The sequence below is a fragment of the Sphingomonas sp. UYAg733 genome, assembly GCF_054057355.1.
In genome coordinates, this window is the sequence record NZ_JBSRZE010000001.1 from 168,673 (window position 1) to 191,940 (window position 23,268).

At 62.6% G+C, this 23,268-nt stretch carries 27 protein-coding genes; 15 read left to right on the forward strand and 12 right to left on the reverse strand.

Annotated elements, in window-relative coordinates; all coding sequences use genetic code 11:
• The first annotated feature begins 23 nt into the window (after nucleotides 1-23).
• From hutI to hutU, 4 genes are read left to right on the forward strand one after another with little or no spacing between them, the layout of a single operon-like run.
• The gene (hutI, locus tag ACVWZA_RS00890) at nucleotides 24-1,211 is read left to right on the forward strand and encodes an imidazolonepropionase (protein ID WP_457309270.1); all 1,188 of its coding nucleotides are present in this window, start codon (nucleotides 24-26) and stop codon (nucleotides 1,209-1,211) included.
• Nucleotides 1,205-2,737: a histidine ammonia-lyase gene (gene hutH / locus ACVWZA_RS00895; RefSeq protein WP_457309271.1), complete on the forward strand. Its 1,533-nt coding sequence runs from the start codon at nucleotides 1,205-1,207 to the stop codon at nucleotides 2,735-2,737. The genes hutI and hutH overlap by 7 nt, the downstream gene beginning before the upstream one ends.
• Nucleotides 2,734-3,531, forward strand: coding sequence for an N-formylglutamate deformylase (gene hutG, locus ACVWZA_RS00900; RefSeq protein WP_457309272.1), 798 nt, complete (start codon nucleotides 2,734-2,736; stop codon nucleotides 3,529-3,531). The genes hutH and hutG overlap by 4 nt, the downstream gene beginning before the upstream one ends.
• Nucleotides 3,528-5,180: a urocanate hydratase gene (gene hutU / locus ACVWZA_RS00905; protein ID WP_457309273.1), complete on the forward strand. Its 1,653-nt coding sequence runs from the start codon at nucleotides 3,528-3,530 to the stop codon at nucleotides 5,178-5,180. Before hutG ends, hutU begins: the two co-directional genes overlap by 4 nt.
• 71 nt (nucleotides 5,181-5,251) lie before the next feature.
• Here the strand turns inward: hutU and ACVWZA_RS00910 are convergent, their stop codons facing one another.
• The 11 genes from ACVWZA_RS00910 to ACVWZA_RS00960 all read right to left on the reverse strand — a co-directional run bounded on the left by ACVWZA_RS00910 (nucleotide 5,252) and on the right by ACVWZA_RS00960 (nucleotide 12,180).
• Nucleotides 5,252-5,698, reverse strand: coding sequence for an MmcB family DNA repair protein (locus ACVWZA_RS00910; RefSeq protein WP_457310037.1), 447 nt, complete (start codon nucleotides 5,696-5,698; stop codon nucleotides 5,252-5,254).
• Nucleotides 5,699-5,838: 140 nt separating this feature from the next.
• Nucleotides 5,839-6,498 carry a cell wall hydrolase gene (locus tag ACVWZA_RS00915; RefSeq protein ID WP_457309274.1) on the reverse strand — a complete coding sequence of 220 codons (660 nt, stop codon included), beginning with the start codon at nucleotides 6,496-6,498 and terminating at the stop codon, nucleotides 5,839-5,841.
• A gap of 157 nt (nucleotides 6,499-6,655) precedes the next feature.
• The gene (locus ACVWZA_RS00920) at nucleotides 6,656-6,997 is read right to left on the reverse strand and encodes a DUF1491 family protein (RefSeq protein ID WP_457309275.1); all 342 of its coding nucleotides are present in this window, start codon (nucleotides 6,995-6,997) and stop codon (nucleotides 6,656-6,658) included.
• Nucleotides 6,994-7,458, reverse strand: a complete 465-nt coding sequence (locus tag ACVWZA_RS00925) for a PaaI family thioesterase (RefSeq protein ID WP_457309276.1) — start codon at nucleotides 7,456-7,458, stop codon at nucleotides 6,994-6,996. The genes ACVWZA_RS00920 and ACVWZA_RS00925 overlap by 4 nt, the downstream gene beginning before the upstream one ends.
• Complete coding sequence (locus tag ACVWZA_RS00930; protein ID WP_457309277.1) at nucleotides 7,448-7,915, reverse strand: PTS sugar transporter subunit IIA; 468 nt, start codon at nucleotides 7,913-7,915, stop codon at nucleotides 7,448-7,450. Before ACVWZA_RS00930 ends, ACVWZA_RS00925 begins: the two co-directional genes overlap by 11 nt.
• A gap of 93 nt (nucleotides 7,916-8,008) precedes the next feature.
• Nucleotides 8,009-8,608 (reverse strand): ribosome hibernation-promoting factor, HPF/YfiA family, encoded by a 600-nt coding sequence (hpf, locus tag ACVWZA_RS00935; protein ID WP_457309278.1) that lies wholly within the window; start codon nucleotides 8,606-8,608, stop codon nucleotides 8,009-8,011.
• A 52-nt stretch (nucleotides 8,609-8,660) separates the two neighbouring features.
• Nucleotides 8,661-9,353: a DNA polymerase III subunit epsilon gene (dnaQ, locus tag ACVWZA_RS00940; protein ID WP_457309279.1), complete on the reverse strand. Its 693-nt coding sequence runs from the start codon at nucleotides 9,351-9,353 to the stop codon at nucleotides 8,661-8,663.
• A gap of 8 nt (nucleotides 9,354-9,361) precedes the next feature.
• Nucleotides 9,362-9,955 carry a dephospho-CoA kinase gene (coaE, locus tag ACVWZA_RS00945; protein ID WP_457309280.1) on the reverse strand — a complete coding sequence of 198 codons (594 nt, stop codon included), beginning with the start codon at nucleotides 9,953-9,955 and terminating at the stop codon, nucleotides 9,362-9,364.
• Nucleotides 9,952-10,764, reverse strand: coding sequence for a shikimate dehydrogenase family protein (locus ACVWZA_RS00950; RefSeq protein ID WP_457309281.1), 813 nt, complete (start codon nucleotides 10,762-10,764; stop codon nucleotides 9,952-9,954). The genes coaE and ACVWZA_RS00950 overlap by 4 nt, the downstream gene beginning before the upstream one ends.
• Nucleotides 10,761-11,357: a Maf family protein gene (locus tag ACVWZA_RS00955; RefSeq protein WP_457309282.1), complete on the reverse strand. Its 597-nt coding sequence runs from the start codon at nucleotides 11,355-11,357 to the stop codon at nucleotides 10,761-10,763. Before ACVWZA_RS00955 ends, ACVWZA_RS00950 begins: the two co-directional genes overlap by 4 nt.
• Nucleotides 11,358-11,367: 10 nt before the next feature.
• Entirely contained in the window at nucleotides 11,368-12,180 is an 813-nt protein-coding gene (locus ACVWZA_RS00960; RefSeq protein ID WP_457309283.1) for a pyruvate, water dikinase regulatory protein, read from the reverse strand.
• Nucleotides 12,181-12,482: 302 nt separating this feature from the next.
• On the opposite strand from ACVWZA_RS00960, the gene hemE reads away from it, so the two are divergent.
• From hemE to ACVWZA_RS00985, 5 genes are all read left to right on the forward strand, one after another.
• Entirely contained in the window at nucleotides 12,483-13,535 is a 1,053-nt protein-coding gene (hemE, locus tag ACVWZA_RS00965) for a uroporphyrinogen decarboxylase (RefSeq protein ID WP_457309284.1), read from the forward strand.
• On the forward strand, nucleotides 13,532-13,987 hold the full coding sequence (locus ACVWZA_RS00970; RefSeq protein ID WP_457309285.1) for a CopD family protein: 456 nt from the start codon (nucleotides 13,532-13,534) through the stop codon (nucleotides 13,985-13,987). Before hemE ends, ACVWZA_RS00970 begins: the two co-directional genes overlap by 4 nt.
• A 142-nt stretch (nucleotides 13,988-14,129) precedes the next feature.
• Nucleotides 14,130-15,386 (forward strand): transcription termination factor Rho, encoded by a 1,257-nt coding sequence (rho, locus tag ACVWZA_RS00975; protein ID WP_183110106.1) that lies wholly within the window; start codon nucleotides 14,130-14,132, stop codon nucleotides 15,384-15,386.
• Between the two features lies 1 nt (nucleotide 15,387).
• On the forward strand, nucleotides 15,388-15,723 hold the full coding sequence (locus ACVWZA_RS00980; protein WP_457309286.1) for an antibiotic biosynthesis monooxygenase family protein: 336 nt from the start codon (nucleotides 15,388-15,390) through the stop codon (nucleotides 15,721-15,723).
• Nucleotides 15,720-16,457 carry a YjbE family putative metal transport protein gene (locus tag ACVWZA_RS00985; RefSeq protein WP_457309287.1) on the forward strand — a complete coding sequence of 246 codons (738 nt, stop codon included), beginning with the start codon at nucleotides 15,720-15,722 and terminating at the stop codon, nucleotides 16,455-16,457. Before ACVWZA_RS00980 ends, ACVWZA_RS00985 begins: the two co-directional genes overlap by 4 nt.
• A gap of 36 nt (nucleotides 16,458-16,493) precedes the next feature.
• Here the strand turns inward: ACVWZA_RS00985 and ACVWZA_RS00990 are convergent, their stop codons facing one another.
• Nucleotides 16,494-17,192, reverse strand: coding sequence for a dienelactone hydrolase family protein (locus ACVWZA_RS00990; RefSeq protein WP_457309288.1), 699 nt, complete (start codon nucleotides 17,190-17,192; stop codon nucleotides 16,494-16,496).
• A 294-nt stretch (nucleotides 17,193-17,486) separates the two neighbouring features.
• Here ACVWZA_RS00990 and ACVWZA_RS00995 point away from each other — a divergent pair, with 294 nt between their 5' ends.
• The 6 genes from ACVWZA_RS00995 to ACVWZA_RS01020 are packed head-to-tail and all read left to right on the forward strand — an operon-like array spanning nucleotide 17,487 to nucleotide 23,215.
• Entirely contained in the window at nucleotides 17,487-17,720 is a 234-nt protein-coding gene (locus ACVWZA_RS00995) for a DUF6489 family protein (RefSeq protein WP_457309289.1), read from the forward strand.
• A 10-nt stretch (nucleotides 17,721-17,730) separates the two neighbouring features.
• Nucleotides 17,731-19,017, forward strand: a complete 1,287-nt coding sequence (gene mnmE / locus ACVWZA_RS01000; protein ID WP_457309290.1) for a tRNA uridine-5-carboxymethylaminomethyl(34) synthesis GTPase MnmE — start codon at nucleotides 17,731-17,733, stop codon at nucleotides 19,015-19,017.
• Nucleotides 19,018-19,072: 55 nt separating this feature from the next.
• The gene (gene mnmG, locus ACVWZA_RS01005) at nucleotides 19,073-20,914 is read left to right on the forward strand and encodes a tRNA uridine-5-carboxymethylaminomethyl(34) synthesis enzyme MnmG (RefSeq protein WP_457309291.1); all 1,842 of its coding nucleotides are present in this window, start codon (nucleotides 19,073-19,075) and stop codon (nucleotides 20,912-20,914) included.
• Nucleotides 20,911-21,525 (forward strand): 16S rRNA (guanine(527)-N(7))-methyltransferase RsmG, encoded by a 615-nt coding sequence (locus ACVWZA_RS01010; protein ID WP_457309292.1) that lies wholly within the window; start codon nucleotides 20,911-20,913, stop codon nucleotides 21,523-21,525. Before mnmG ends, ACVWZA_RS01010 begins: the two co-directional genes overlap by 4 nt.
• Nucleotides 21,522-22,313 (forward strand): ParA family protein, encoded by a 792-nt coding sequence (locus ACVWZA_RS01015; protein WP_457309293.1) that lies wholly within the window; start codon nucleotides 21,522-21,524, stop codon nucleotides 22,311-22,313. Before ACVWZA_RS01010 ends, ACVWZA_RS01015 begins: the two co-directional genes overlap by 4 nt.
• Nucleotides 22,310-23,215 carry a ParB/RepB/Spo0J family partition protein gene (locus tag ACVWZA_RS01020; RefSeq protein WP_457309294.1) on the forward strand — a complete coding sequence of 302 codons (906 nt, stop codon included), beginning with the start codon at nucleotides 22,310-22,312 and terminating at the stop codon, nucleotides 23,213-23,215. Before ACVWZA_RS01015 ends, ACVWZA_RS01020 begins: the two co-directional genes overlap by 4 nt.
• The last annotated feature ends 53 nt before the right edge of the window (nucleotides 23,216-23,268 follow it).

Here is a 23,268-nt window from a genome sequence, read left to right on the forward strand (position 1 = left end):
ATGTGGCGGGCAAGGATGGGGTCATGGAGCGACTCTGGATCAATGCCCGACTGGCGACGATGACCGGCGATGGTCTAGGCGTGATCGAAGACGGCATGGTCGGGTGCGAGCAGGGCCGGATCGCCTATGCGGGGCCGCGCGCCGACGGGCCGCAGGGCGCGGCGGAAGTGATCGACTGCGCCGGACGCTGGATCACCCCCGGTCTGATCGATTGTCATACACATCTCATCCATGCTGGCGACCGTGCCGGCGAATGGGCGATGCGGCTGGAAGGTGCGTCTTATGAGGAAATTGCGCGCGCTGGCGGCGGCATCCTGTCGACGATGCGCGCGACCCGCGCCGCGAGCGAAGCCGAGCTGGTCGAGATTGCCTTGCCCCGGCTCGATGCGCTGCTTGCCGAAGGTGTCACCACGATCGAGGTCAAATCGGGTTACGGTATGACTCTCGACGATGAATTGAAGATGCTGCGCGCCGCACATACGCTGGGCGACGAGCGCGCGGTCAGGGTGTCGGCGACCTTGCTCGGCGCGCATGCGCTGCCACCGGAATATGCCGGGCGGGCGGACGATTATATCGACCTGGTGTGCGACGCGATGATTCCGGCTTCGGTCGGCCTTGCCGATGCGGTCGATGCTTTTTGCGAGGGCATCGGCTTTTCGATCGAGCAATCCGGGCGAGTGCTTGCCGCCGCTCGCGCGGCCGGGCTCCAGGTCAAGTTGCATGCCGAGCAACTGTCCGCGCTGCACGGCGCCAGCCTCGCCGCCAGCCATGGCGCGCTGTCCGCCGACCATCTCGAATACGCCGAGGACAGCGACGTCCGCGCGATGGCGGCGGCGGGGACGGTCGCGGTACTGTTGCCCGGCGCTTATTATTTCATGCGCGAGACCAAGCTGCCGCCGATCGACATGTTTCGCGCGCACCTTGTCCCGATCGCGATCGCCACCGACTGCAACCCGGGTACTTCGCCCACGACGTCGCTGTTGCTGATGCTGAATATGGCATCGACAATGTTCCGCCTGACCGTGACGGAGGCGCTGCGCGGCGTCACCGTCAATGCCGCCGGTGCGCTCGGGCTGTCCGCACAGATCGGCACGCTCGAGGCGGGCAAAGCCTGCGACCTGGCGGTGTGGGACATCTCCGATCTGGCCGAGCTGGTCTACCGGATCGGCTTCAACCCCTTGTTTATGCGCGTGAAGGACGGCCGATGCTGATAACTCCGGGTGTCGTACCCTATGCCGACTGGCGCGCGCTTTATCTCGGTGCGAATCCAACCCTCGATCCCGCCAGTCGCAGCGGAATTGCCGACAGCGCCGCTGCGGTCGAACGCATCCTCGCCCGGGGCGAACCGGTTTATGGGATCAACACCGGCTTTGGAAAACTCGCCAGCGTGCGCATCGAGGCGTCGGACCTCGCCACTTTGCAGCGCAACATCGTACTGAGCCACGCCGCCGGTGTCGGTGCGCCGATGCCGGTGCCCATAGCCCGGCTGATGATCGCGCTGAAACTCGCTAGCCTGGCGCGCGGCGCATCGGGCGTGGCGCCGGCGACGGTGGAACTGCTCGAAGCGATGCTGGCCCATGACCTGGTCCCGGTGATCCCGGCCCAGGGATCGGTCGGCGCATCGGGCGATCTTGCCCCGCTTGCCCATATGGCTGCAGCGATGATCGGCGTCGGCGAGATTTTCGTTGGCGAAAAGCGTATGTCCGCCGCCGAAGCGCTTGCCGCAGCCGGCCTAGCACCGCTGGCACTGGGGCCAAAAGAAGGGCTTGCGCTGCTGAACGGCACGCAATTTTCGACCGCCTATGCGCTCGCCGGCGTATTCGAGGCGGAACGCCTTTATTGCACCGCGCTGGTCACGGGAGTGCTCTCGACCGAAGCGGCGAAGGGTTCGGATACGCCGTTCGACCATCGTATCCATACGCTGCGCGGCCATGCCGGCCAGATCGAGACTGCCGATGCATTGCGTGACCTGATGGCGGGGTCGGCGATCCGCGCGTCACATCGCGAAGACGATCTCCGCGTACAGGATCCCTATTGCCTGCGCTGCCAACCGCAGGTGATGGGCGCGATCCTGACCCTGTTGCGCCAGGCGGCCGACACGCTGATCGTCGAGGCGAATGGTGTGTCGGACAATCCGCTGATCTTCGTGGGAACCGGCGAGGCCCAGGACGAGGCTTTATCCGGGGGTAATTTCCACGCCGAGCCGGTCGCCTTTGCCGCCGATATGATCGCGCTGGCCTTGTGTGAGATCGGCAGTCTGGCTGAGCGGCGCATTGCCATGCTGGTCGATCCAGCCTTGTCGGGCCTGCCCGCCTTCCTGACGCCGCACCCCGGCCTCAACTCCGGTTTCATGATCCCGCAAGTGACTGCGGCGGCCCTGGTATCGGAGAACAAGCAGCGCGCTTATCCGGCGAGCGTCGATTCGATCCCGACCTCGGCCAATCAGGAGGACCATGTGTCGATGGCGGCGCATGGTGCACGGCGGTTGGGCGAGATGGCGGCGAATGTCGATATGGTGCTGGCGATCGAGCTGCTTGCCGGTGCGCAGGGTTGCGATTTCCATGCGCCGCTGGCGTCGAGCCCGCCGATCGAGGCGGTTCGCGACCTGCTTCGCGCGCAAGTGCCGACGCTGGAAGAAGATCGCCACATGGCGCCCGATATAGAGGCGGCCGCTGCGCTGCTCCGCTCGCCGGCGTTGCTCGATGCGGTTACGGCTTTGCCGGGCCTCGCGCCATGAACTGGCTCCATGTCGAGCGGCGCGATACGCCGCTGATCCTGGCCTTTCCTCATGGCGGCAATTTGATCCCCAACGACCTGATCGGACAATTTCGTTCGCCATGGTGGGCGATCCGCGACGCGGATTGGCATATCGCGGCGCTTTATGACGGGCTGGCCGAAGCGACGACGATCCGCACCGACATCTCGCGCAGCGTGATCGACTGTAATCGCCCGCCATCGGGCGGGTCGCTTTATCCCGGCCATGCGACCACCGGTCTTTGTCCGATCGAGACATTCGATGGCGAAGCGCTTTATCGCGACGGCGAGACACCCGACATCGAAGCGAGCCGCGCATCCTACTTCACCCCCTATCACGAAGCGATCGAAGCGGAGATCGCGCGATTGCGCGCGCTGCATCCCCGCGTCGTGGTCTATGATTGTCATTCGATCCGCAGCGTTATTCCACGCCTGTTCGACGGCAAGCTGCCCGAACTGAATATCGGTACCGACAATGGCGTCACCTGCGATTCCGCGCTGAGCGACGCGGTGGTCGCGGCCTGTGGCGAGCGGTCGCATGTGCTCAATGGGCGTTTCCGGGGCGGCTGGACCACGCGTCATTATGGCCGCCCGGCCGACGGCGTGCATGCGATCCAGATGGAGATTGCGATGCGCGCCTATCTCGATGAGCCGACAGGTGAACCCGACGAGTCCAACTGGCCACCGGCCTGGGCGCCCGATCGCGCCGCTCCCTTGCGCGCCGACCTCACCAATGTCCTCACCGCCGTCCTGACTTTCGCGAAAGGCCCCGCATGACCCGCCTCGACAATCAGCGTCATATCGTCGCTCCGACCGGCCCCGAGCTCAGCGCGAAAAGCTGGCTGACCGAGGCGCCATTGCGCATGCTAATGAACAATCTCGACCCCCAAGTGGCGGAGAATCCGCAGGAGCTGGTCGTTTATGGCGGCATCGGCCGCGCCGCGCGTGATTGGGAGAGTTTCGACCGGATCATCGAGGCGCTGCGCCGACTCGGCGACGAGGAAACATTGCTCGTCCAGTCGGGCAAGCCGGTCGGTGTGTTTCGCACTCACCGTGACGCACCACGCGTGCTGATCGCCAATTCGAACCTGGTGCCAAAATGGGCGACATGGGAGCATTTCCACGAACTCGATCGCGCCGGACTGATGATGTACGGCCAGATGACCGCGGGCAGCTGGATCTATATCGGCAGCCAGGGGATCGTGCAGGGCACCTACGAAACGTTCGTCGAAGCGGGCCGCCAGCATTATGGCGGCAACCTGTCGGGTCGCTGGGTCCTGACCGCGGGGCTCGGCGGCATGGGCGGCGCGCAGACGCTCGCCGCGACCATGGCGGGCGCGTCGTGCCTTGCGGTCGAATGCCAGCCGAGCCGGATCGAGATGCGGTTGCAGACCGGCTATCTCGATCGCATGACCGACAGCCTGGACGAGGCGCTGGAGATCGTCACCACCGCCAAATCGCCGATCTCGGTCGGGCTGCTCGGCAATGCGGCGGATATCTATCCGGAACTCGCGCGGCGTGGCGTTCGCCCCGACCTCGTCACCGACCAAACCTCGGCGCATGATCCGATCAACGGTTATCTGCCGCAGGGCTGGACGCTGGAACGCTGGATGGCGGAACGCGAGAGCGATCCCGGCGCGGTGGCGCGCGCCGCCAAGGCATCGATGGCGGTCCATGTCCGCGCGATGCTCGATTTCTGGAAAGTCGGCGTGCCGGTGGTCGATTATGGCAATAATATCCGCCAGGTCGCGCTCGACGAGGGCGTGACCGATGCCTTCGCCTTTCCCGGCTTCGTCCCGGCCTATATCCGCCCGCTCTTCTGCCGGGGTGTCGGGCCATTCCGCTGGGTCGCGCTATCGGGCGACCCCGAAGATATCTACAAGACCGATGCCAAGGTGAAGGAGCTATTGCCCGACAACACGCACCTCCATCGCTGGCTCGACATGGCGCGCGAGCGGATACACTTCCAAGGGCTACCGGCGCGGATCTGTTGGGTCGGGCTGGGCGATCGCCACCGGCTCGGCCTTGCCTTCAATGAGATGGTTGCATCGGGCGAACTGAAGGCGCCGATCGTGATTGGCCGCGATCATCTCGATTCAGGTTCGGTCGCCAGCCCCAACCGCGAAACCGAAGCGATGCGCGATGGGTCCGACGCGGTGTCGGATTGGCCGTTGCTCAACGCGCTTCTCAACGCCGCGAGCGGTGCGACTTGGGTGTCGCTGCATCACGGCGGCGGGGTCGGCATGGGATATTCGCAACATGCCGGCATGGTCATCGTCGCCGACGGCACGCCCGAAGCAGCGGTGCGGCTGGAGCGCGTGTTGTGGAACGACCCGGCGACCGGCGTGATGCGCCATGCCGATGCCGGTTATGACGACGCGATCGATTGCGCCCGCACAATGGGGCTGGACCTTCCGGGTCTCTAAAATCCTTTGCCGCCCGGGGTGTTTTGGGTCGAGCCGATAACCTTGGTGAATTCACGCGCCGCTATCTCGCGTCAGAGCATCGCCCCCGCCTCGGGGTCGATCACGCCGATCAGGCGCCGACCTGCGCGCCGCGCAAATGCCAGGGTGCAGCGTTTGCGCGTGGCGGCGGGCAGGGGATCGGTATGCGCCTCGCGCACGATCTCCGCATCGTAACGATCGGCGATGATGATTCCGGTGCGTTCGGGCAGAAAGGCCTCGCCATCAAGCAGCGTAGCGTCGAAGCCCGCGGGAATCGCCCAGTAGAAGCGGTCGCAACAGCCGAGATAATCGGTCCATTTGCCGTCGCCGAGCAAGTCGGCGCGCGATACTTTGACCTCGACGATGATGATCTGACCGCGCGAATCGATCGCCATCAGGTCAGCACGCCGACCACCGTCGAGCGGCACCTCCGCCATCGCGACCAGGTCGTGCCGCAACAGCATACGCACCGTCCCACGACACACGTCGCCGGCACACATTGGCGATCCCGGCGAATCGACACAGGGATCGGCCAAAATGGGATCGGCCAAAACAGAATCGGGAGAGCGCTGCAGCATCCTCTCGATCTAGAACAAGAGGCGAACGGAATAAAGCCCCAAGGGCATCAACCCGTTACGACTCAGCGATAGAAGACGTGGTTGCCGATCGACGCGACCTTGCTCATCCGCCAGCCCGGCGAGACGCGGCGAGCGTGGAAATACAGCGCGTTGGCCGCGGGGCTGTCCCAATGATCGGCCATGGCGACCTGCGCCACGGCGATTGCGGTGCGGAACTGCTTGTTGTTGGCGATCGCCGGAATATGACCGCCGCGCACGAACGAGAATTGTCCGCGCTGGGTTACGACCGAGCACACCGATTTCGGAAAACGTCCCGACTTGGTGCGGTTGAGGATAACCTCGGCAACCGCGAGCTGGCCGGTAAGCGATTCGCTCTTGGCCTCGAAATAGATCGCACTGGCCATGCAGTTCAGATCGCCCGGGATCGTCTCGGGCGCTTCCTGGTCGGCAACGGCGGCATCGAGGCTGGCATATTCGACGTCATCGGCCGTAACGACAGGAACTTCAGAATCGATAGCGGGCGTGGATTTGGTCGCGGGCAGCGGCTCAATGGCCGGAATCTGGGCCACCGAATTTTGGGCCGCAAGTGGAACGGATACGAGCGACGGTGCGTTTACCGTGCGATCCAGTTCAAAGGCGAAGCCCGGGGTGCTGGCGCCAATTAGTGCGGCGATCCCGAGTGACATCGCCGCGAGTGTTGCGGCGCGCTGAAAAAACGACATTCAATCTTCGAATTATGCGGTTGGTACGTGGCACGACCAGCTTGATATTCAAACTATCGCCCAGGCTGCCCCCCGACTGCGTAATCGAACGGATCGCACCCGCACCGACACAACGCATTTGACAGTAATCGGGCTATCTTTGTGCAGCGCAACAATGTCAATCGTCGAGGATCATTTCAGCGGCGAACCGTTCGGCAAACGGGATGTCCAGTTCTATCACCCACAGATCCGGGTCGCGTGATCGCCGGCGTAGCCAATATTGTGTGATGCTACCCGGCTGGTCAGCCTCTTCACGCGCGGATTCGATCAATTCGATCGCTCCTTCCCGCCCGATCCCGCGTTCTAGCGCGCGAGGATTTTGGCCGTTTTCCAGTGCGATGACTAGGATCGCGCCGGCCTGATCGTCGCCCCGTGCGAGCATCATGCCCATCCCGCCGGCATCATTCACCCGACGTAGCAACGCGCTGACCAGGATCCCGCTGGGGAGCCGCCCGCTCATACGCCGGGACGATATCCGGGCAGGCCGGCGAGCGCGACGCGCGAGCGCATGAAGGTACCTGTGCCGCGCGCCGCTTCCTCGCCATCGGCGTCGATCAGCCGCGCCTCGGCGACGAAGACACGGCGCTGACCGCTGACCCAGCGCCCTTCCGCAGTCACCGGCCCGGCCTTGAGCGGACGCGTGAACAGCAGGTTGAACGCCGTGGTGAGCAGGAAGCGGTCGGTGACGAGGCTGTTCGCGGCATAGAAGGCCGCGTCGTCGAGCATCTTGAAATAGCTCGTGCCATGCGCCGCGCCCGCGGCGTGATAATAACGCTCGTCGATCAGGAAATGGATTCTTGCCACGCCGCTTGCAGGAATTTCCAAGGTCGATTCGAACAGCTGATTTATCGGTGCCGCAGTATAAAGCGCCTCTAGCGCACGGAAATGCGCCTCGGCCCCGCTCGCGGCTTCAGGCGGCATCGCGCTCTTCGTCTTGTGTGAACAAGGCATAGAGCGCGTCGGTCGATGCGGCGCCGCGCAATTTGGCGACAAAACCCCCGTCGCGCAGCCGCCGGGATACACGCGCCAATGCCTTCAGGTGCGTCGCCCCCGCTTCGGGCGGCGAGAGCAGGACGAATACCAGGTCGATCGGCAAATCGTCGATCGCCTGAAATTCGACCGGCTGCGCCACGCGCACGAACAGGCCGACCACATGCGACAGTCCGGCAAGCTTGCCGTGCGGGATGGCGACGCCGCCCCCGAATCCGGTCGAACCCAGCTTCTCGCGCGCGGACAGCGCCTCGACGATTACCTTCGCATCAAGCGCATGATTTTCGGCAAGAATCCTCGCCGCCTGCTGCAGCAACGACTTCTTGGTTGCCGCCACCATTCCCTGGACCACGTCCTCGGGTAACAGCAAATCGCTGAAATCGTTCATCATTGTCCCTGAATCGCCCCTAGCGTCATCGCCCTTGCGCCGTCGCCCCCGCGTTCGGCGCGCCATAGCGCCGAACGCGTGTCGTTGAAAGCCTCAGGCTGAGCGGTGCGGTTCGACCCAGCCAATGGTTCCGTCGCCGCGGCGATAAACCATATTATACGCACCCGATCCGCTATTCTTGAACAGCAAGGCGGTGGTATTGCGCAGGTCGAGCATCATCACTGCGTCGGACACGCTGGCGTCGGGCACATCGACCCGCGTTTCGGCAACGATCAGCGGGAAATCTGCCGCCTCGACCTCGTCTTCGGCCTCGCGGAACACGGTATAGCCGGCATTATCATAGGCGCCGCTATCCGCCCCGTTTTCAGTTGCGCCATTCGCAGCCCCGGCGGAATGACGGTCCTTCAGCCGACGCATATAACGCCGCAGCTGCTTTTCGATCTTGTCGGCCGCGCCGTCGAACGAGACATGCGCGTCCTTGCCATTGTTCGTGCCCTTGAGCACCAGGCCATGCATCACATGCGCGACGATATCGCATGTGAAGCCGTTATCGTGCGGACCTTTGCCAAAAGTGACGTGCGCCGAAATCGCGCGCGCGAAATATTTGGTGGCAATGCCCTGGAGCCGATCATCGACATGGCTTTTCAGCGCCTTGCCGGTGTCGACCTGGTGGCCCGATACCCGGATTTCCATGAGCATTCTCCTTATTGGGGGCCACCCAATCTGGGTGGATCCCGCTACCGCGTCAACCTGACGCCTCAAGCCGCCAAAGAGGATTGGCGATCTTTTCAATAAACGCCGCATGACGCGCAAGTTCCGTATCGCTCGCCTCGAATAGTCGCGGCGGGCGTACGATCGCGGGCGCTGCCGCCGGCGCGAAGCTGATCTGTTCTTCGATTGTTTCACTGACCAGGGTCAGACCGATCTGCCGGCCACCGGTCAATTCGACATAGACCTGCGAGAGCAATTGCGCATCGAGCAGCGCGCCGTGCAGCACACGATGGCTGCGGTCGATGCCGTAACGGCTGCACAGTGCATCGAGGCTGTGCTTGGCGCCTGGATGCCGCGTGCGTGCCATCGCGACCGTATCGATCATTCGGCCCATATCGACCGGCGCGCGCCCGCATTTCGCCAGCTCGCCATTGAGAAACCCGAAATCGAAACCGGCATTGTGCGCAATCAACTGGCAATCGCCGATGAACTCGATCAGCGCGTCTGCCTGATGCGAAAAAAGCGGTTTATCAGCGAGAAAGGAGTCGCCAAGCCCGTGAATCCGTTGCGCCTCGGACGGCATCGCCCGCTCGGGATTGAAATAGGCGTGGAAGGTGCGCCCGGTCTCGACCCGGTTGACGATCTCGACACAACCGATCTCGACCATGCGGTCGCCATTGTCGAAGCTGAAGCCCGTGGTTTCGGTGTCGAAGACGATTTCGCGCATGCGGCTGATTATCGACCTTCGTGGCCGATCAGGCAAGCGATCACCGCATCGACCGCGGTGCGGGTCTCGGTCAGAGAACCGCCCGTCGGAATGACGTAGTCGGCGCGCGCGCGCTTCTCCGCATCGGGCGTCTGGCGCGCGAGAATCGCATCGAGCCGGTCGGCATGCATGCCCGGCCGGGCGAGCACACGAGCACGCTGGATATCAAGCGGCGCGCTGACCACGACCACCTTGTCAACGCGCGATTCGCCTCCGGTTTCGAACAGCAAGGGAATATCGAACACGACCAGCGCCGCCGCAGAATTTTCGGCCAGGAAAGCGTCGCGCTCCTCCGCTACGGCGGGATGGACTAGCGCCTCAAGTCGCTTGAGCGCTGCCGGATGGCCGAGCACCGCTTCGCCCAATCGGGTCCGGTCGACGCCCTCCGGCCCGGTGGTATCGGGAAACATCGCCTCGATCGCCGCGACCAGTCGGCCAGCCTTGCCCTGCAGTCGGTGTACTGCCGCGTCGGCATCAAATACCGGTATATCACGATCGGCGAACATTGCCGCGACGGTCGACTTGCCCATGCCGATCGATCCGGTCAGCCCAATCGTGATCATGCTGTCAGCAGGTCGCGCAGTTCGTCATCGCGATCGCGCGGCGGCTCGGCCCCGAACAACAGTTCGAAGGCGAGCGCCGCCTGACCGATCAGCATGTCGAGTCCATCGACCGTATCGAGATCGCGATCATGCGCTGCCGCGAGCAGCGGCGTTTCGAGCGGCGCATAGACGATATCATACACCACGGCATCATCGGGCAGCGGCGCCAGGTCGATCTCGAGTGGTGGCTGGCCGACCATGCCGAGCGCGCTGGTGTTGATCAGCAAGGCAGCCGACGGGATCGCGCTGCTCAGCGGCAAGGCGTTGCCCTTCAGCCCGAACGACGACAACAAAGCCGCGGCCTTGAGCACGTTGCGGTTGACGATCGTCACCGGTCCGACCCCGAGTCGCGACAGCGCAAACAGCACCGCGCGTGCCGCTCCTCCCGCACCGATCACCACCACCGGCTTGCCAGCCAGATCCAGTCCGGAGATCGGCGCATAGAATCCGCCAGCATCGGTATTGGTGCCGATCACCACACCATCCTCCACGCGTAGCGCGAGATTGATGGCACCGATCGTGCCGCGCACGCCGCCGCGGTCCTCGATGAACTCAAGTGCCGCCTGTTTGTGCGGCAACGTGATGTTGCACCCTTGCCAAAGCGGATCGGCGCGCCGCGCGGCGAAATACTCGGACAGGTCTTCAGGCCTGACAAGATGCGCACGATATTCGGCATCGATGCCAAGCGCCTCGATCCAGAAGCCGTGGATCAGCGGCGATTTGGATTGCACGATCGGATTGCCGATCACCTCTGCATAACGCCTGCTCATGCCGGCAACACTCCACGCACCCTGAGATAATCGAGCACCGGCAGCAGCGGCATGCCGAGCACGGTGAACTGGCTGCCCTCGATTCGCGAGAAAAGCTGCGCGCCCGGACCTTCGATGCGATAGCAACCGACGCAGCCGGAGATCGCCGGCCATTCGGCATCGAGATAGGTTTCGATGAAATCCGCAGACAGCGGCCGGACATGCATCTTGGCGCGATCGACGATCCGCCAGACCGCGCGGCCCTGTTCGGCCATCACCGCGGCACTGACCAGTTCATGACGTTTGCCCGACAGGCGACGGAGATGTTCGGCGGCCTGGGCGCGGTCGACCGGCTTGTCGAGCGTCGTCCCGTCCTCGAGCGCGACGATCGAATCACTGCCCAGCACCAGTGACTCGCCATCGCGCTGCGACACTTTCAGCGCCTTCAACTCGGCCAGCGCATCGGCCATGTCGCGTGCCGCCAGCCCTTCGCCGGCAAGCGCGGCCTTGGCGCTCTCCTCATCGACCCCTGCCGCAACCGCTTCGAACGGCACACCGGCCGCGGTCAGCATCGCGCGCCGCGACGCGCTTTTCGAGGCCAATACCAGTTTCATGCAATCCCCTTCACGCCGCGCCGTCGCGCTCGCCGACCAATGCGATAATCGCCGCCGCCGTTTCCTCGATCGAACGCCGCGTCACGTCGATCACCGGCCAGCCATTATCCGCGAACATGCGTCGGGCATAGGCAACCTCCCGGGTTACAGCTTCCTCGTTCACATAATCGGTCTCGGGCACTTGGTTCAGCGACAACAAGCGGTTGCGTCGTACTTGGATCAGCCGGTCGGCGCTCGTCGTCAGGCCCACCACCAACGGATGCTTGAGCGAATAAAGCATTGCGGGCGGCGGTGATTCCACCACGATCGGGATATTGGCGGTCTTGAAGCCACGATTGGCGAGATAAATCGAGGTCGGTGTCTTCGACGAGCGCGATACACCCGCCAGGACGATGTCTGCTTCCTCCCAATTCTCCCAGCCGATACCGTCATCATGCGCCATGGTGAACTGGATCGCATCGACCCGCGCGAAATAGGCGGCGTCGAGCGCATGTTGCCGGCCGGGCCGCGCCTTGGCCTGTTGGCCAAGCAGGCCGGACAGCGCGTCATTGACCGAATCGAGCGGCGCCACGGCCGGCAGGCCAAGCGCCCGGCATCGCGCCTCAAGCGTACGACGCGTCGTGCTGTTGACCAAGGTGAAGATCACCAGGCCGGGGTTCTGCGCGATTTCCTGCAGGATCCGTTCGAGATGCGTCTCTGTACGGACCATCGGCCAGAAATGACGAATCGTCTCGACATCGTCATATTGGGCCAGCGCTGCCTTGGCGATGTTCTCCAGCGTCTCCCCGGTGGAATCGGAGAGGAGATGGAGGTGCAATCTCATCGGTTGGACAAGCCTGTGGAAAACATCGCCCGAATCGGTAGCGGAACTCGGGGCTTGCGAAAAGCGGCGCGAGGCTGCGGATAAGAGCCGACTTGTTCACAATCCCATCGACAGGCCCTGATTCAACCCACAGCCTGTGGATAACGGGCACAATCTTTCCGACTCCGCTGCTTTGCGCGAGACTCATGCGGTCAAGCTGTTGGCATTATCGGGACGACGGCATAAGCCCCGACATCCACCTGCCAATCACTTCATCAACCTCTTAGATTCTTAAATCTATATAGAAGAAGGACTGCTCGGCGTTGACCGATGCCCCGGATTTCAAACCTGCGATTGAGAAACCCCTGCTTGCCACGCTGAACGGCGCGAAATCCGCCGTACCACCGGTATGGCTGATGCGTCAGGCCGGGCGTTACTTGCCTGAATATCGCACGCTCAGGGCAGAAAAGGGCGGTTTTCTGGCGTTGGCAACCGATCCTGACTCGGCTGCCGAGGTCACGCTGCAGCCGATCCGCCGCTTCGGTTTTGACGGCGCCATCTTGTTTTCCGATATCCTGATGGTGCCTTGGGCGCTGGGTCAGAATCTGAGCTTTGGCCTTGGCGAAGGGCCACGGCTGGAACCAGCACTGGTTGATCATGCGCTGGCGGCGTTGCAGGCGGCCCCTGAGCGCCTCGAACCCGTCTATGGCACAGTCGCGCGCGTTGCGGCAGCACTGGCGCCCGAGACGACGTTTCTGGGCTTTGCGGGAAGTCCCTGGACCGTGGCCACCTATATGGTCGCGGGTCATGGCAGTCGGGACCAGAGCGAGACGCGGCGTTTTGCCTATGGCGACGAAGGCGCATTCGGGCTGATCATCGATGCGATCGCCGACATGACGATAGACTATCTGTCGCGCCAGATCGCGGCCGGGGTCGATGCGGTGCAATTGTTCGACAGCTGGTCGGGTAGTCTGTCGCCGGCGCAGTTCGAACGCTGGGTGATCGCCCCAACCGCGCGGATCGTCGCTGCGTTGCATGATCTCCATCCCGATACGCCGGTGATCGGTTTTCCCAAAGGTGCCGGCGGCAAACTACCGGCTTATGCCCGGGAAACGGGCGTCGATGCGCTTGGTCTCGACGAAACGGTCGATCCGCTATGGGCCGCTGCCTCGTTGCCATACGATCTACCGGTACAGGGCAACCTCGACCCGCTCGTCCTGATCGCCGGCGGAGCGGCGCAGGACGCGGCGGCGGCGCGTATCCTTGAAGCGTTCGCTGATCGCCCGCATATCTTCAACCTTGGCCACGGCATCCTGCAGGACACGCCGATTGCTCATGTCGAGCGGCTGCTCGACTTCGTAAGGACGCCGCGATGATCGGAATGCTCGGCACCGCCTATCCTTGGGTCAAGGCGGGGCATATCATCTTCGTGATCTTCTGGATGGCCGGTATGTTCATGCTGCCGCGTTATCTGGTTTACCATCAGGAAGCGGCGCCTGGTTCGGCTGAGGCGCAAATATGGATCGAGCGCGAGAACAAGCTGCGCAAGATGATTCTTACCCCGTCGATGATCCTCGTCTGGATTCTAGGCCTGCTGCTCGCTGCCAATCTCGGCCTGTTTTCCGGCACGCCGGGGCTTGCCTGGCTCCACACCAAGCTGCTCCTGGTCGTGGTGCTGAGTGGTTATCATGGCTGGGCGGTCGGTTATGCGAAGAAACTTGCCGCAGGAAAGCAGACATTGACCGGCAAGCAGCTGCGCATGCTCAACGAACTCCCGGCGATTCTCGTCACGCTGATCGTCGTCCTGGTGATCGTTCGCCCCTTCTGACGGCTTGACTTGAGCAGGAGGGGCACCTAGGTCGCGGTCTGCCGATACGCGCTCCTGCCGTGCCGGTATCTTCTCCAGCATCGTCGCATATCCTTTGCAGACCGACGCTCCCCGACCAGCCCCGTGACGCCGGACGCCCCAAATGCATCTCAAAGACCTCAAGAACAAAAAACCCGCCGAACTGGTCGAAATGGCCGAGGGCCTTGGCATCGAGGGGGCATCGACGCTGCGCAAGCAGGATTTGATGTTCGCGATCCTCAAGGTCCAGGCCGAGAATGGCGAACAGATCATGGGGCTCGGCACGATCGAGGTGCTGCCCGACGGTTTCGGTTTCCTGCGCTCGCCCGAGGCCAACTATCTCGCCGGTCCCGACGACATCTATATCTCGCCCAATCAGGTCCGTAAATTCGGCCTGCGTACCGGCGATACGGTTGAAGGCGAAATTCGCGGCCCCAAAGACGGCGAACGCTATTTCGCGCTGGTCAAGCTGACCGCGGTCAATTTCGACGATCCTGATGCAGTCCGTCACCGTGTCAATTTTGACAATCTCACGCCGCTTTACCCTGACGAGAAGCTAACGCTCGACCCGCAGGACCCGACGATCAAGGACAAGTCGGCGCGAGTCATCGATATCGTGTCGCCACAGGGCAAGGGACAGCGCGCCCTGATCGTTGCGCCGCCGCGCGTCGGCAAGACCGTCCTGCTGCAGAACATGGCCAAGGCGATCACCGACAATCACCCCGAAGTGTTCCTGATCGTCCTGTTGATCGACGAACGCCCCGAGGAAGTGACCGACATGCAGCGTTCGGTGAAGGGCGAGGTGATTTCCTCGACGTTCGACGAACCGGCGCAGCGCCACGTACAAGTGGCTGAAATGGTTATCGAAAAGGCAAAACGCCTGGTCGAGCACAAGAAGGACGTTGTCATCCTGCTCGATTCGATTACGCGTCTCGGCCGTGCTTACAACACCGTCGTGCCGTCATCCGGCAAGGTGCTGACCGGTGGCGTCGACGCCAACGCATTGCAGCGCCCGAAGCGCTTCTTCGGCGCCGCACGCAATATCGAGGAGGGCGGTTCGCTCTCGATCATCGCCACCGCGCTGATCGATACCGGCAGCCGCATGGACGAAGTGATCTTCGAGGAATTCAAGGGCACCGGTAACTCGGAAATCGTGCTCGATCGCAAGGTCGCGGACAAGCGCATCTTCCCCGCGCTCGATGTCGGCAAGTCGGGCACGCGCAAGGAAGAGCTGCTGGTCGATCAGGGCAAGCTGTCGAAGATGTGGGTGCTGCGCCGTATCCTAATGCAGATGGGCACGATCGACGCGATGGAGTTCCTGCTCGACAAGATGAAGAATTCGAAGACCAACGAAGACTTCTTCGATTCGATGAACCAGTAACATGATCCTCGAACACGCGTTGCTGCGGGTCAAACCGGGGCAGGGCGCGTCGTTCGAGACGGCAATGCGTCAGGCGCGCCCGTTGATCGCGGTGTCGCCGGGTTTCCTATCGATCGAGGTTCGCCCTGCAGTGGAGCAGGACGACTTGTATCTATTGACCGTAATCTGGGCCGATATCGCATCGCATCGTGACGGATTTCGCAATTCGGATAGATATGAACATTGGCGCATTTTGCTCCATGACTTCTATGATCCCACGCCGACCGTCAGTTACTCCGCTCAAGATATATTCGCCCGCTTATCAGCCCAGGACTTATCAACGGAGTCGATCCCTTGAGCGTAATCGCACTGCTTTCCGCCGCCGCAACGACGCCGGTCGAACCCATGTCGCTAAGCTGGCTGTGGCAGCACATCGTCAGTGATTTCGCCAATATCGCCACCGCCTCGGCGATGACCGCATTCGCGACCGTCGTCCTGCTCGATGTGGCGCTGGCGGGGGACAACGCGATCATCGTCGGTGCGCTGGCAGCGGGCTTGCCCGCCGAACAGCGCAAGAAGGTTATCGCGATCGGCATCCTTGCCGCGCTGCTGCTGCGCATCGTTTTCGCGGTCGCGGTCCTCTATGGGCTCGAAAGCTTCAAACATTATGGCCTGGTGCTCGGCGGCGGGCTGTTGCTGCTCTGGGTCGCCTGGAAGATGTACCGAGAACTCCGGCCGCGCGGCCCCGCGGGCGGTTCGCCCGAAGTCGATGGCGATGAGCAAAGCGGCATCAGGCCAGCCAAGAGCTTCGTTGCCGCCGCCTGGGCTGTCGCGGTCGCCGACGTATCGATGAGCCTCGACAATGTCCTCGCCGTTGCCGGCGCAGCGCGCGAGCATCCGGGGATCATGGTGATCGGCCTGATCCTGTCGGTCGCGTTGATGGGCATCGCTGCCAATGTGATCGCCAAATATATCGAACGCTACCGCTGGATCGCCTGGGTCGGCCTGGTCATCATCCTTTATGTCGCGGGCAAGATGATCTTCGAGGGCTGGCACGATATGCAGCCCTTTATAAGTACAATCTCCAGTTAGTTTGTTGATTTAACTGGAACTTATATGGATGGGTAGTTAGCCGAGATGCTCCGCGAAAAACGCGGCGCTGCGGTTGTCCGCGAGGTCGGCCGCCTCGACTGAACGCCGCTCGCCGATCTCGGTCGCAAAGCCGTGATCCTCGCCGGGATAATCATACAGCGTGGCCTTGGGATGATCGTCGAGCCCTTCGTGCATCCGCGCCTGAGCGGCCTTGTCGACGAAATGATCCTCTTGCGGAATGTGCAGCAGCACGGGATGGGCGATCGCGTGCTTCTCGCCAAGCAAGCCGTCGATACCGACGCCATAATAGCCGATGCTGGCATCCACATCGGTGCGCGTCGCGGTCATGAAGGCGAGGCGGCCGCCCAGACAATAACTGACCGCGCCGACTTTGCCGCCATCGGCCAAAGCGCGCGCCGCGCGGATCGTCGCTTCGATATCGCTGATGTCGAGTTGCTGGTCGAACTCTCCAAACAGGCTCAATCCGCGTTCTAATTCCAGCTTGATGTCGGGATCAAGCTCGATGTCCGGCTCGATCCGCCAGAACAAGTCGGGGGCAATGGCAAGATAACCCGACCCGGCCAGTCGATCGCATTTACGGCGGATGCCCGCATTCACGCCGAAAATCTCCTGAATGACGACGATTGCGGCGCGCGGAGTACCGTCCGGTGACGCGATATAGGCATTGAAGCTGTCAGCGCGGTCGAGCGTCTCGATCCTGATCATGCGTGTCATAGTAGCGTCTTTCCAGCATGTTGCCGCTCATGATCGAGCGGCCATTGTTTGGTAATGGGTCCGGCGCCAGCCGAATAGGCCGCCGATGGTCCCACCAGTGTTGAGCACGTGTTGACAGCACGAAGATTGGAAAGGGGTTGCGCGCGCGAGCCTGGCCGATGGCGCGAACGCTCGATACGGAGCCTGCTATCAGGCGCACCATGTCAATGAGCGTTGCGATAAGGGCAAAGTCGCGCGCATACATGGCTGAGACTATGCCGAGCGCGGGGTGCGGGCTCAAGCGGAGATGAGGCGATGAAGATCAATGTCGAGGTGGATTGCACCCCCGAAGAGGCGCGCCGGGTGATGGGCCTGCCCGATTTCACGCCGGTACATGAAAAATACATCGCGATGCTGACTGACTCGATGGACGGCGTGGTCGCGCCCGACATGCTGGAGAATGTGATGAAGAGCTGGGCACCGATGGGTGATGCCGGCATGAGTTTCTGGCGCAAGATGTTCGAATCATCGATCAAGCCCAACGGTTGATTCCAAACCATTGACCGAGGAGACGATCTTCGCGGTGTCGAGCGGGTCGCCGCCTGCTGCCATTGCCGTATTGCGCATCAGCGGGGTGGCGGCCTTCGCCGCTGCACGGCTTCTGGCCGGCGATCTGCCGGCTCCGCGCACGGCTACGCTGCGCAAACTGCGCGCGGAGGACGGCGACCTGCTGGATCAGGCTTTGCTTTTGACCTTTCCGGGCCCGGCAAGCGCGACCGGGGAGGATATCGTTGAGTTGCATCTTCATGGTGGTCGCGCGGTCGTCGCCGCTGTCGAACGCGCGCTTGAAACCCTGGCGGGCCTGAGGCGCGCCGAGCCGGGGGAGTTTACGCGCCGCGCGCTGATCGCGGGGCGGATCGACTTGACGGAAGCAGAGGGTCTGGGCGATCTTCTTTCCGCCGAAACTGAGACTCAGCGGCGCGCGGCGATTGTTGCTGTCGAGGGCGGGGTGCGCCGTCGCGTAGAGCTTTGGTCGGGGCAATTGCTCGCGCTCGCCGCGCGAGTAGAAGCGCAACTCGATTTCGCTGATGAAGATGATGTCGCGCCGGAAGGCGAGGCGGAGATCAGGCGGACCGCGCAAATTATCGCCGACGATATCACCACAATATTGGCCAATCCGCCGGTCGAGAGGCTGCGGGACGGCATTCGCGTCGTGCTGGCGGGGCCACCCAATAGCGGCAAATCGACACTGATAAACGCGCTCGCAGATCGCGATGTATCGATCGTGTCGCCGATCGCCGGAACGACCCGTGACCGGATCGAGGTGCCGGTCAGCCAGAGCGGCATCGCCTATGTGCTGACCGACACGGCGGGTTTGGCCGGTGAAACGCAGGATCCGATTGAAGCGATCGGAATCGAGCGCGCCGAAGCGGCGATGCTGGCCGCCGATATCATATTGTGGCTCGGTGATGATCCACCGCCAACGAAAGAGAGCCTTTGGGTTCATGCCCGCGCGGATATGGCCGGTAGAGAATCTCAACCTGAAGGATCGTTGGTTGCCGTTTCTGCTGCGAGCGGAACGGGCGTCGCTGATCTGTGGCGCCTGATTGAAATGCGCGCGGCTGGATTGCTGCCGCGTCTTGATGAGGTGGTTCTGAACCGGCGCCAGCATGACCTTGTCGGGGAATGCGGGGCCTTGGTTGCCGAAGCGGCGCAGGCTTCCGACATGTTGATCACTGCCGAACATCTCCGCCTCAGTTTGGCGACGCTCGATCGCATTACCGGGCACAGCGATACCGAGGCGATGCTGGACAGTTTGTTCAGCCGGTTTTGCATCGGCAAATGACGTTCCACGTGGAACAGTTTTGACATGAGGGTCATCGCGACCTAGCGCACAGACCATGAGCGAGTTCGACGTTATCGTCATTGGCGGTGGTCATGCCGGCACCGAAGCGGCAGCTGCGGCGGCGCGCTGCGGCGCGCGCACGGCGTTGGTCAGCTTCGACCTCTCCAAGATCGGCGCCATGTCGTGCAATCCGGCGATCGGCGGGCTGGGCAAGGGACATCTGGTTCGTGAAATCGATGCGTTCGACGGGTTGATCGCTCGTGCAACTGACGCGGCCGGCATCCATTATCGTATGCTCAACCGGAGCAAGGGCAGCGCGGTGCAGGGACCGCGGGTACAGGCGGATCGGCGGCTTTATGCCACGGCGATTCAGAGCATGCTGCTCGCGCAGGACAATCTTGCCATCGTAGCGGGCGAGGCCGCTGCCTTGTCCTTCGATGATGCGCAGAATGTGAACGGCGTCATTCTGGCAGATGGCCGGACCCTTGCAGCGCGCTCGGTCATATTGGCGACGGGCACATTCCTTGGCGGGCGTATGTTCCGTGGCGAAGAACGCCTGGCGGGCGGAAGAGTGGGCGAGGCGGCAGCGACGAGACTGGCGATCCAACTCCGCGAGGCCAATCTTCCTATGGCGCGCCTGAAAACAGGCACACCGCCCCGGCTCGACGGGCGTACGATCAACTGGTCCGCGCTGGTCGAACAGCCCAGCGACACGGAGCTATGGACCATGTCGCCGCTGTCGCGCGGACGCCTCTTGCCGCAACTCTTTTGCGCGATCACCCGGACGACCGAGCGAACCCATGAAATCATCCGCGCGTCGCTCGATCGTTCGCCGCTGTTCGGCGGCGCTATTGCCGGGGCGGGACCGCGTTATTGTCCGTCGATAGAGGACAAGATCCATCGCTTCGGGGACCGCGACGGACATCAGATTTTCCTCGAACCCGAAGGGCTCGATGACTCCGCCATCTATCCCAATGGTATTTCGACCTCGCTGCCGAGCGACGTTCAGGCCGCGATGATCGCGTCGATCCCCGGGCTCGAGCAGGCAACGATCCTGGTGCCGGGTTATGCGGTGGAATATGACCATATCGATCCTCGTGCGCTCGCGCCGACCTTGGAAGTCCGAAACATGCCCGGTATATTCTGCGCCGGTCAGATCAATGGCACGACCGGTTATGAAGAGGCGGCGGGGCAGGGGCTGGTGGCAGGATTGAACGCCGCGGCGCGCGCGCTCGACATGAAGCCGGTTATTCTCGATCGGGCGAGCAGCTATCTCGGCGTCATGGTCGATGATCTCGTTCTGCAGGGCATTACGGAGCCTTACCGCATGCTCACCGCGCGCGCGGAGTATCGCCTGCGGCTACGCGCAGACAATGCTGAAACCCGCTTGGGGGAGATTGCCGACAGAGCCGGATGCGTTGGCGAGGCGCGCCAGCGCCGGTTTGCGGCGCGTCGTCGAGCGCTGGCCGATATCGCCGAAGCGCTCGAACGACGTGTTGCTCCATCCGAGATCGTCGAACGCGGCGGCATTGGTGCTGAAGGCCCCGCGCGGCGTGGCGCCGACTGGCTGCGCCTCGCGGGCGTCGATATCGCGCATGTCGCGCCCGACCTGACCCGGCACCATGACATGGCGGTGATTGCGGAAGCTGTCGAAGACGCGCGTTATGCGCCTTATATTGCGCGCCAGGCCAATGACATTGCACGACTGCATGGCAATGATGCCATCGCGCTTCCGGGCGAGATCGACTTTGGTTCGATTCCTGGCCTGTCCAATGAAATGGTCGAGCGGCTGACGGCAGCGGCGCCGACCACGCTGGGCGCGGCGGGGCGCATCAGGGGGATTACCCCCGCGGCGCTCACCGCGATCCTGCTCTATGCGAGGCGACGAGCGGCATGACCGAGGACGAAGCTCAGCAATGGGTGATCGATCGCTTCGGCCTCGCGGCTCATTCGCGGTTAGAAAAGTTCGCCGATCTGGTCCGTGCAGAATCTGTAAATCAGAACTTGATCGCCGCATCGACGCTGGACAGCTTGTGGGTGCGTCACATCGTGGATTCAGCGCAGCTCATCAATCTCGCTGATGATATCGAAGGGGATTGGCTCGATATCGGTACCGGCGCAGGGTTTCCGGGCCTTGTTGTCGCGATATTGGGGAACCGCCCCATGACATTGGTTGAACCGCGCCGACGCAGGGCCGATTTCCTTACCGTATCCGTCGGCGCACTCAAAATCGCCAATCGGGTCATCGTCATCGCTGCTAAAGTGGAGGCGGTAAGAAAAACCGCTGCGATCATTTCCGCCCGCGCGGTCGCGCCAGTGGGAGCATTACTGGCTTCTGCGTCCCATGTCGGCACGCGAAATACACGTTGGTTATTGCCAAAAGGCCTGCGCGCGCGCGAAGAGGTAGCGCAGGCCCAGCAGACATGGCATGGTATGTTTCACGTGGAACACAGCATTACCGATCCGAATTCGCTCATCGTAATCGCCAATAAGGTGTCTCGCCGATGAATGTCATTGCGGTCGCTAATCAGAAGGGCGGGGTCGGCAAGACGACTACCGCGATCAATCTCGGGACCGCCCTTGCGGCGACCGGAATGCACGTGCTGATCATCGATCTGGACCCTCAAGGTAACGCCTCGACCGGGCTTGGTATTAATCGGGCAGATCGCGACAAGTCGACCTACGATATCCTGCTCGGGGAAATGCCGGTCGTCGAAGCGGCCATGCCCACATGCGTCCCCAAGCTCGACATCGTGCCAGCCACCGCTGATCTCTCTGGCGCGGAAATCGAACTCGTCGAATATGAAGAGCGCACGCATCGCCTTAGCCGCGCGCTAGGTCGATGTGAGAGCCACTGGGACGTTGTGCTGATTGATTGCCCGCCATCGCTGGGGCTGTTGACGCTTAACGCCATGGTCGCAGCGAATTCGCTGCTCGTGCCGCTACAATGCGAGTTTTTTGCGCTTGAGGGACTCAGTCAGTTGCTCGGCACGGTCGAACGGATTCGCGAACGCTTCAATCCCGGACTGTCGATTCTCGGTGTTGCGCTGACCATGTATGATCGCCGGAACCGGTTGACGGACCAGGTTTCGGCCGATGTCCGCGCCGTGCTCGGCCGGGTTGTGTTCGAAACGGTCATCCCACGCAACGTGCGCCTATCTGAGGCACCGAGCCACGGCGTACCGGCGTTGATCTACGATTATCGCTGCTCCGGGTCGGAGGCCTATATGGCACTGGCTCGCGAACTGATCGTCCGTCTCCCCAAAACCGTCCCCAACAGCGTTAAGGCCGCATGACCGATCAGGAATCGACCCCCGCAAATCGCCTCAAATCCCGCGCTGGGCTAGGGCGCGGCCTCAATGCCTTGCTCGGCGATGTTGCGCGCGAAGAGCCGGTTGCCGATGGCAGTTCCAGATCGCCGGGTATCCGGACCTTGCCGGTCGGATCGCTCAGTCCGCATCCCGGCCAGCCGCGCCGGCATTTCGACGAAGCCGCGCTTGAAGAGCTCGCCACGTCGATCGCCATGCGTGGTCTGATCCAGCCGATTGTCGTGCGGCCACACGGCAAGGGTTATCAGATCGTCGCCGGCGAGCGACGCTGGCGCGCGGCGCAGCGCGCAAGACTCCATGAAGTCCCTGTAATCGTTCGAGATTTTGACGATGCCGAGACACTGGAAGTCGCGCTGGTCGAGAATATCCAGCGTCAGGATCTCAACGCGATCGAAGAAGCCGAAGCTTATCACCGGCTGATCGGGGATTTTGGCCACACCCAGGATGCATTGGGCAAGTTGGTTCACAAATCGCGCAGCCATGTCGCCAATTTGCTACGGCTGCTCGACCTGCCGCAGGCGGTGCAGGAGCGTGTGGTCACCGGTGACCTGACCATGGGCCACGCCCGCGCGCTGATCGGCGCTGAGGATGTCGAAAGCCTGGTCGATCAAGTGATCGCCAAGGGTCTATCGGTACGTGAGACCGAACGCCTGGTGCGCGCCGCCAAGCCCGAGAGGCAGCGTGCTCGCCGCGGCGGCGACGGGGGCCGCGATGCAGATCTGGCGGCACTCGAACATCAGCTGGGGGATTTACTGGGTCTGTCGGTACGCATTGCGCATAGCGCCAAGGGCGGTACGCTGACTCTGAGCTATTCGACGCTCGATCAGCTCGACATGGTCTGCCAGCGCCTGAGCGGAGAGCGGATCTAGAACCAGCGCGGAGAGCGCATATAGATCATCAAATTTAAACCCCGCTCCATTTC

Excerpts from the sequence above, each read along its gene's own strand:
- hutI (WP_457309270.1), top strand. The coding sequence starts at position 24 with ATGGAGCGACTCTGGATCAATGCCCGACTGGCGACGATGACCGGCGAT.
- hutH (WP_457309271.1), top strand. The coding sequence starts at position 1,205 with ATGCTGATAACTCCGGGTGTCGTACCCTATGCCGACTGGCGCGCGCTT.
- hutG (WP_457309272.1), top strand. The coding sequence starts at position 2,734 with ATGAACTGGCTCCATGTCGAGCGGCGCGATACGCCGCTGATCCTGGCC.
- hutU (WP_457309273.1), top strand. The coding sequence starts at position 3,528 with ATGACCCGCCTCGACAATCAGCGTCATATCGTCGCTCCGACCGGCCCC.
- ACVWZA_RS00910 (WP_457310037.1), bottom strand. The coding sequence starts at position 5,698 with ATGTGTGCCGGCGACGTGTGTCGTGGGACGGTGCGTATGCTGTTGCGG.
- ACVWZA_RS00915 (WP_457309274.1), bottom strand. The coding sequence starts at position 6,498 with ATGTCGTTTTTTCAGCGCGCCGCAACACTCGCGGCGATGTCACTCGGG.
- ACVWZA_RS00920 (WP_457309275.1), bottom strand. The coding sequence starts at position 6,997 with ATGAGCGGGCGGCTCCCCAGCGGGATCCTGGTCAGCGCGTTGCTACGT.
- ACVWZA_RS00925 (WP_457309276.1), bottom strand. The coding sequence starts at position 7,458 with ATGCCGCCTGAAGCCGCGAGCGGGGCCGAGGCGCATTTCCGTGCGCTA.
- ACVWZA_RS00930 (WP_457309277.1), bottom strand. The coding sequence starts at position 7,915 with ATGAACGATTTCAGCGATTTGCTGTTACCCGAGGACGTGGTCCAGGGA.
- hpf (WP_457309278.1), bottom strand. The coding sequence starts at position 8,608 with ATGGAAATCCGGGTATCGGGCCACCAGGTCGACACCGGCAAGGCGCTG.
- dnaQ (WP_457309279.1), bottom strand. The coding sequence starts at position 9,353 with ATGCGCGAAATCGTCTTCGACACCGAAACCACGGGCTTCAGCTTCGAC.
- coaE (WP_457309280.1), bottom strand. The coding sequence starts at position 9,955 with ATGATCACGATTGGGCTGACCGGATCGATCGGCATGGGCAAGTCGACC.
- ACVWZA_RS00950 (WP_457309281.1), bottom strand. The coding sequence starts at position 10,764 with ATGAGCAGGCGTTATGCAGAGGTGATCGGCAATCCGATCGTGCAATCC.
- ACVWZA_RS00955 (WP_457309282.1), bottom strand. The coding sequence starts at position 11,357 with ATGAAACTGGTATTGGCCTCGAAAAGCGCGTCGCGGCGCGCGATGCTG.
- ACVWZA_RS00960 (WP_457309283.1), bottom strand. The coding sequence starts at position 12,180 with ATGAGATTGCACCTCCATCTCCTCTCCGATTCCACCGGGGAGACGCTG.
- ACVWZA_RS00970 (WP_457309285.1), top strand. The coding sequence starts at position 13,532 with ATGATCGGAATGCTCGGCACCGCCTATCCTTGGGTCAAGGCGGGGCAT.
- rho (WP_183110106.1), top strand. The coding sequence starts at position 14,130 with ATGCATCTCAAAGACCTCAAGAACAAAAAACCCGCCGAACTGGTCGAA.
- ACVWZA_RS00980 (WP_457309286.1), top strand. The coding sequence starts at position 15,388 with ATGATCCTCGAACACGCGTTGCTGCGGGTCAAACCGGGGCAGGGCGCG.
- ACVWZA_RS00990 (WP_457309288.1), bottom strand. The coding sequence starts at position 17,192 with ATGACACGCATGATCAGGATCGAGACGCTCGACCGCGCTGACAGCTTC.
- ACVWZA_RS00995 (WP_457309289.1), top strand. The coding sequence starts at position 17,487 with ATGAAGATCAATGTCGAGGTGGATTGCACCCCCGAAGAGGCGCGCCGG.
- mnmG (WP_457309291.1), top strand. The coding sequence starts at position 19,073 with ATGAGCGAGTTCGACGTTATCGTCATTGGCGGTGGTCATGCCGGCACC.
- ACVWZA_RS01010 (WP_457309292.1), top strand. The coding sequence starts at position 20,911 with ATGACCGAGGACGAAGCTCAGCAATGGGTGATCGATCGCTTCGGCCTC.
- ACVWZA_RS01015 (WP_457309293.1), top strand. The coding sequence starts at position 21,522 with ATGAATGTCATTGCGGTCGCTAATCAGAAGGGCGGGGTCGGCAAGACG.
- ACVWZA_RS01020 (WP_457309294.1), top strand. The coding sequence starts at position 22,310 with ATGACCGATCAGGAATCGACCCCCGCAAATCGCCTCAAATCCCGCGCT.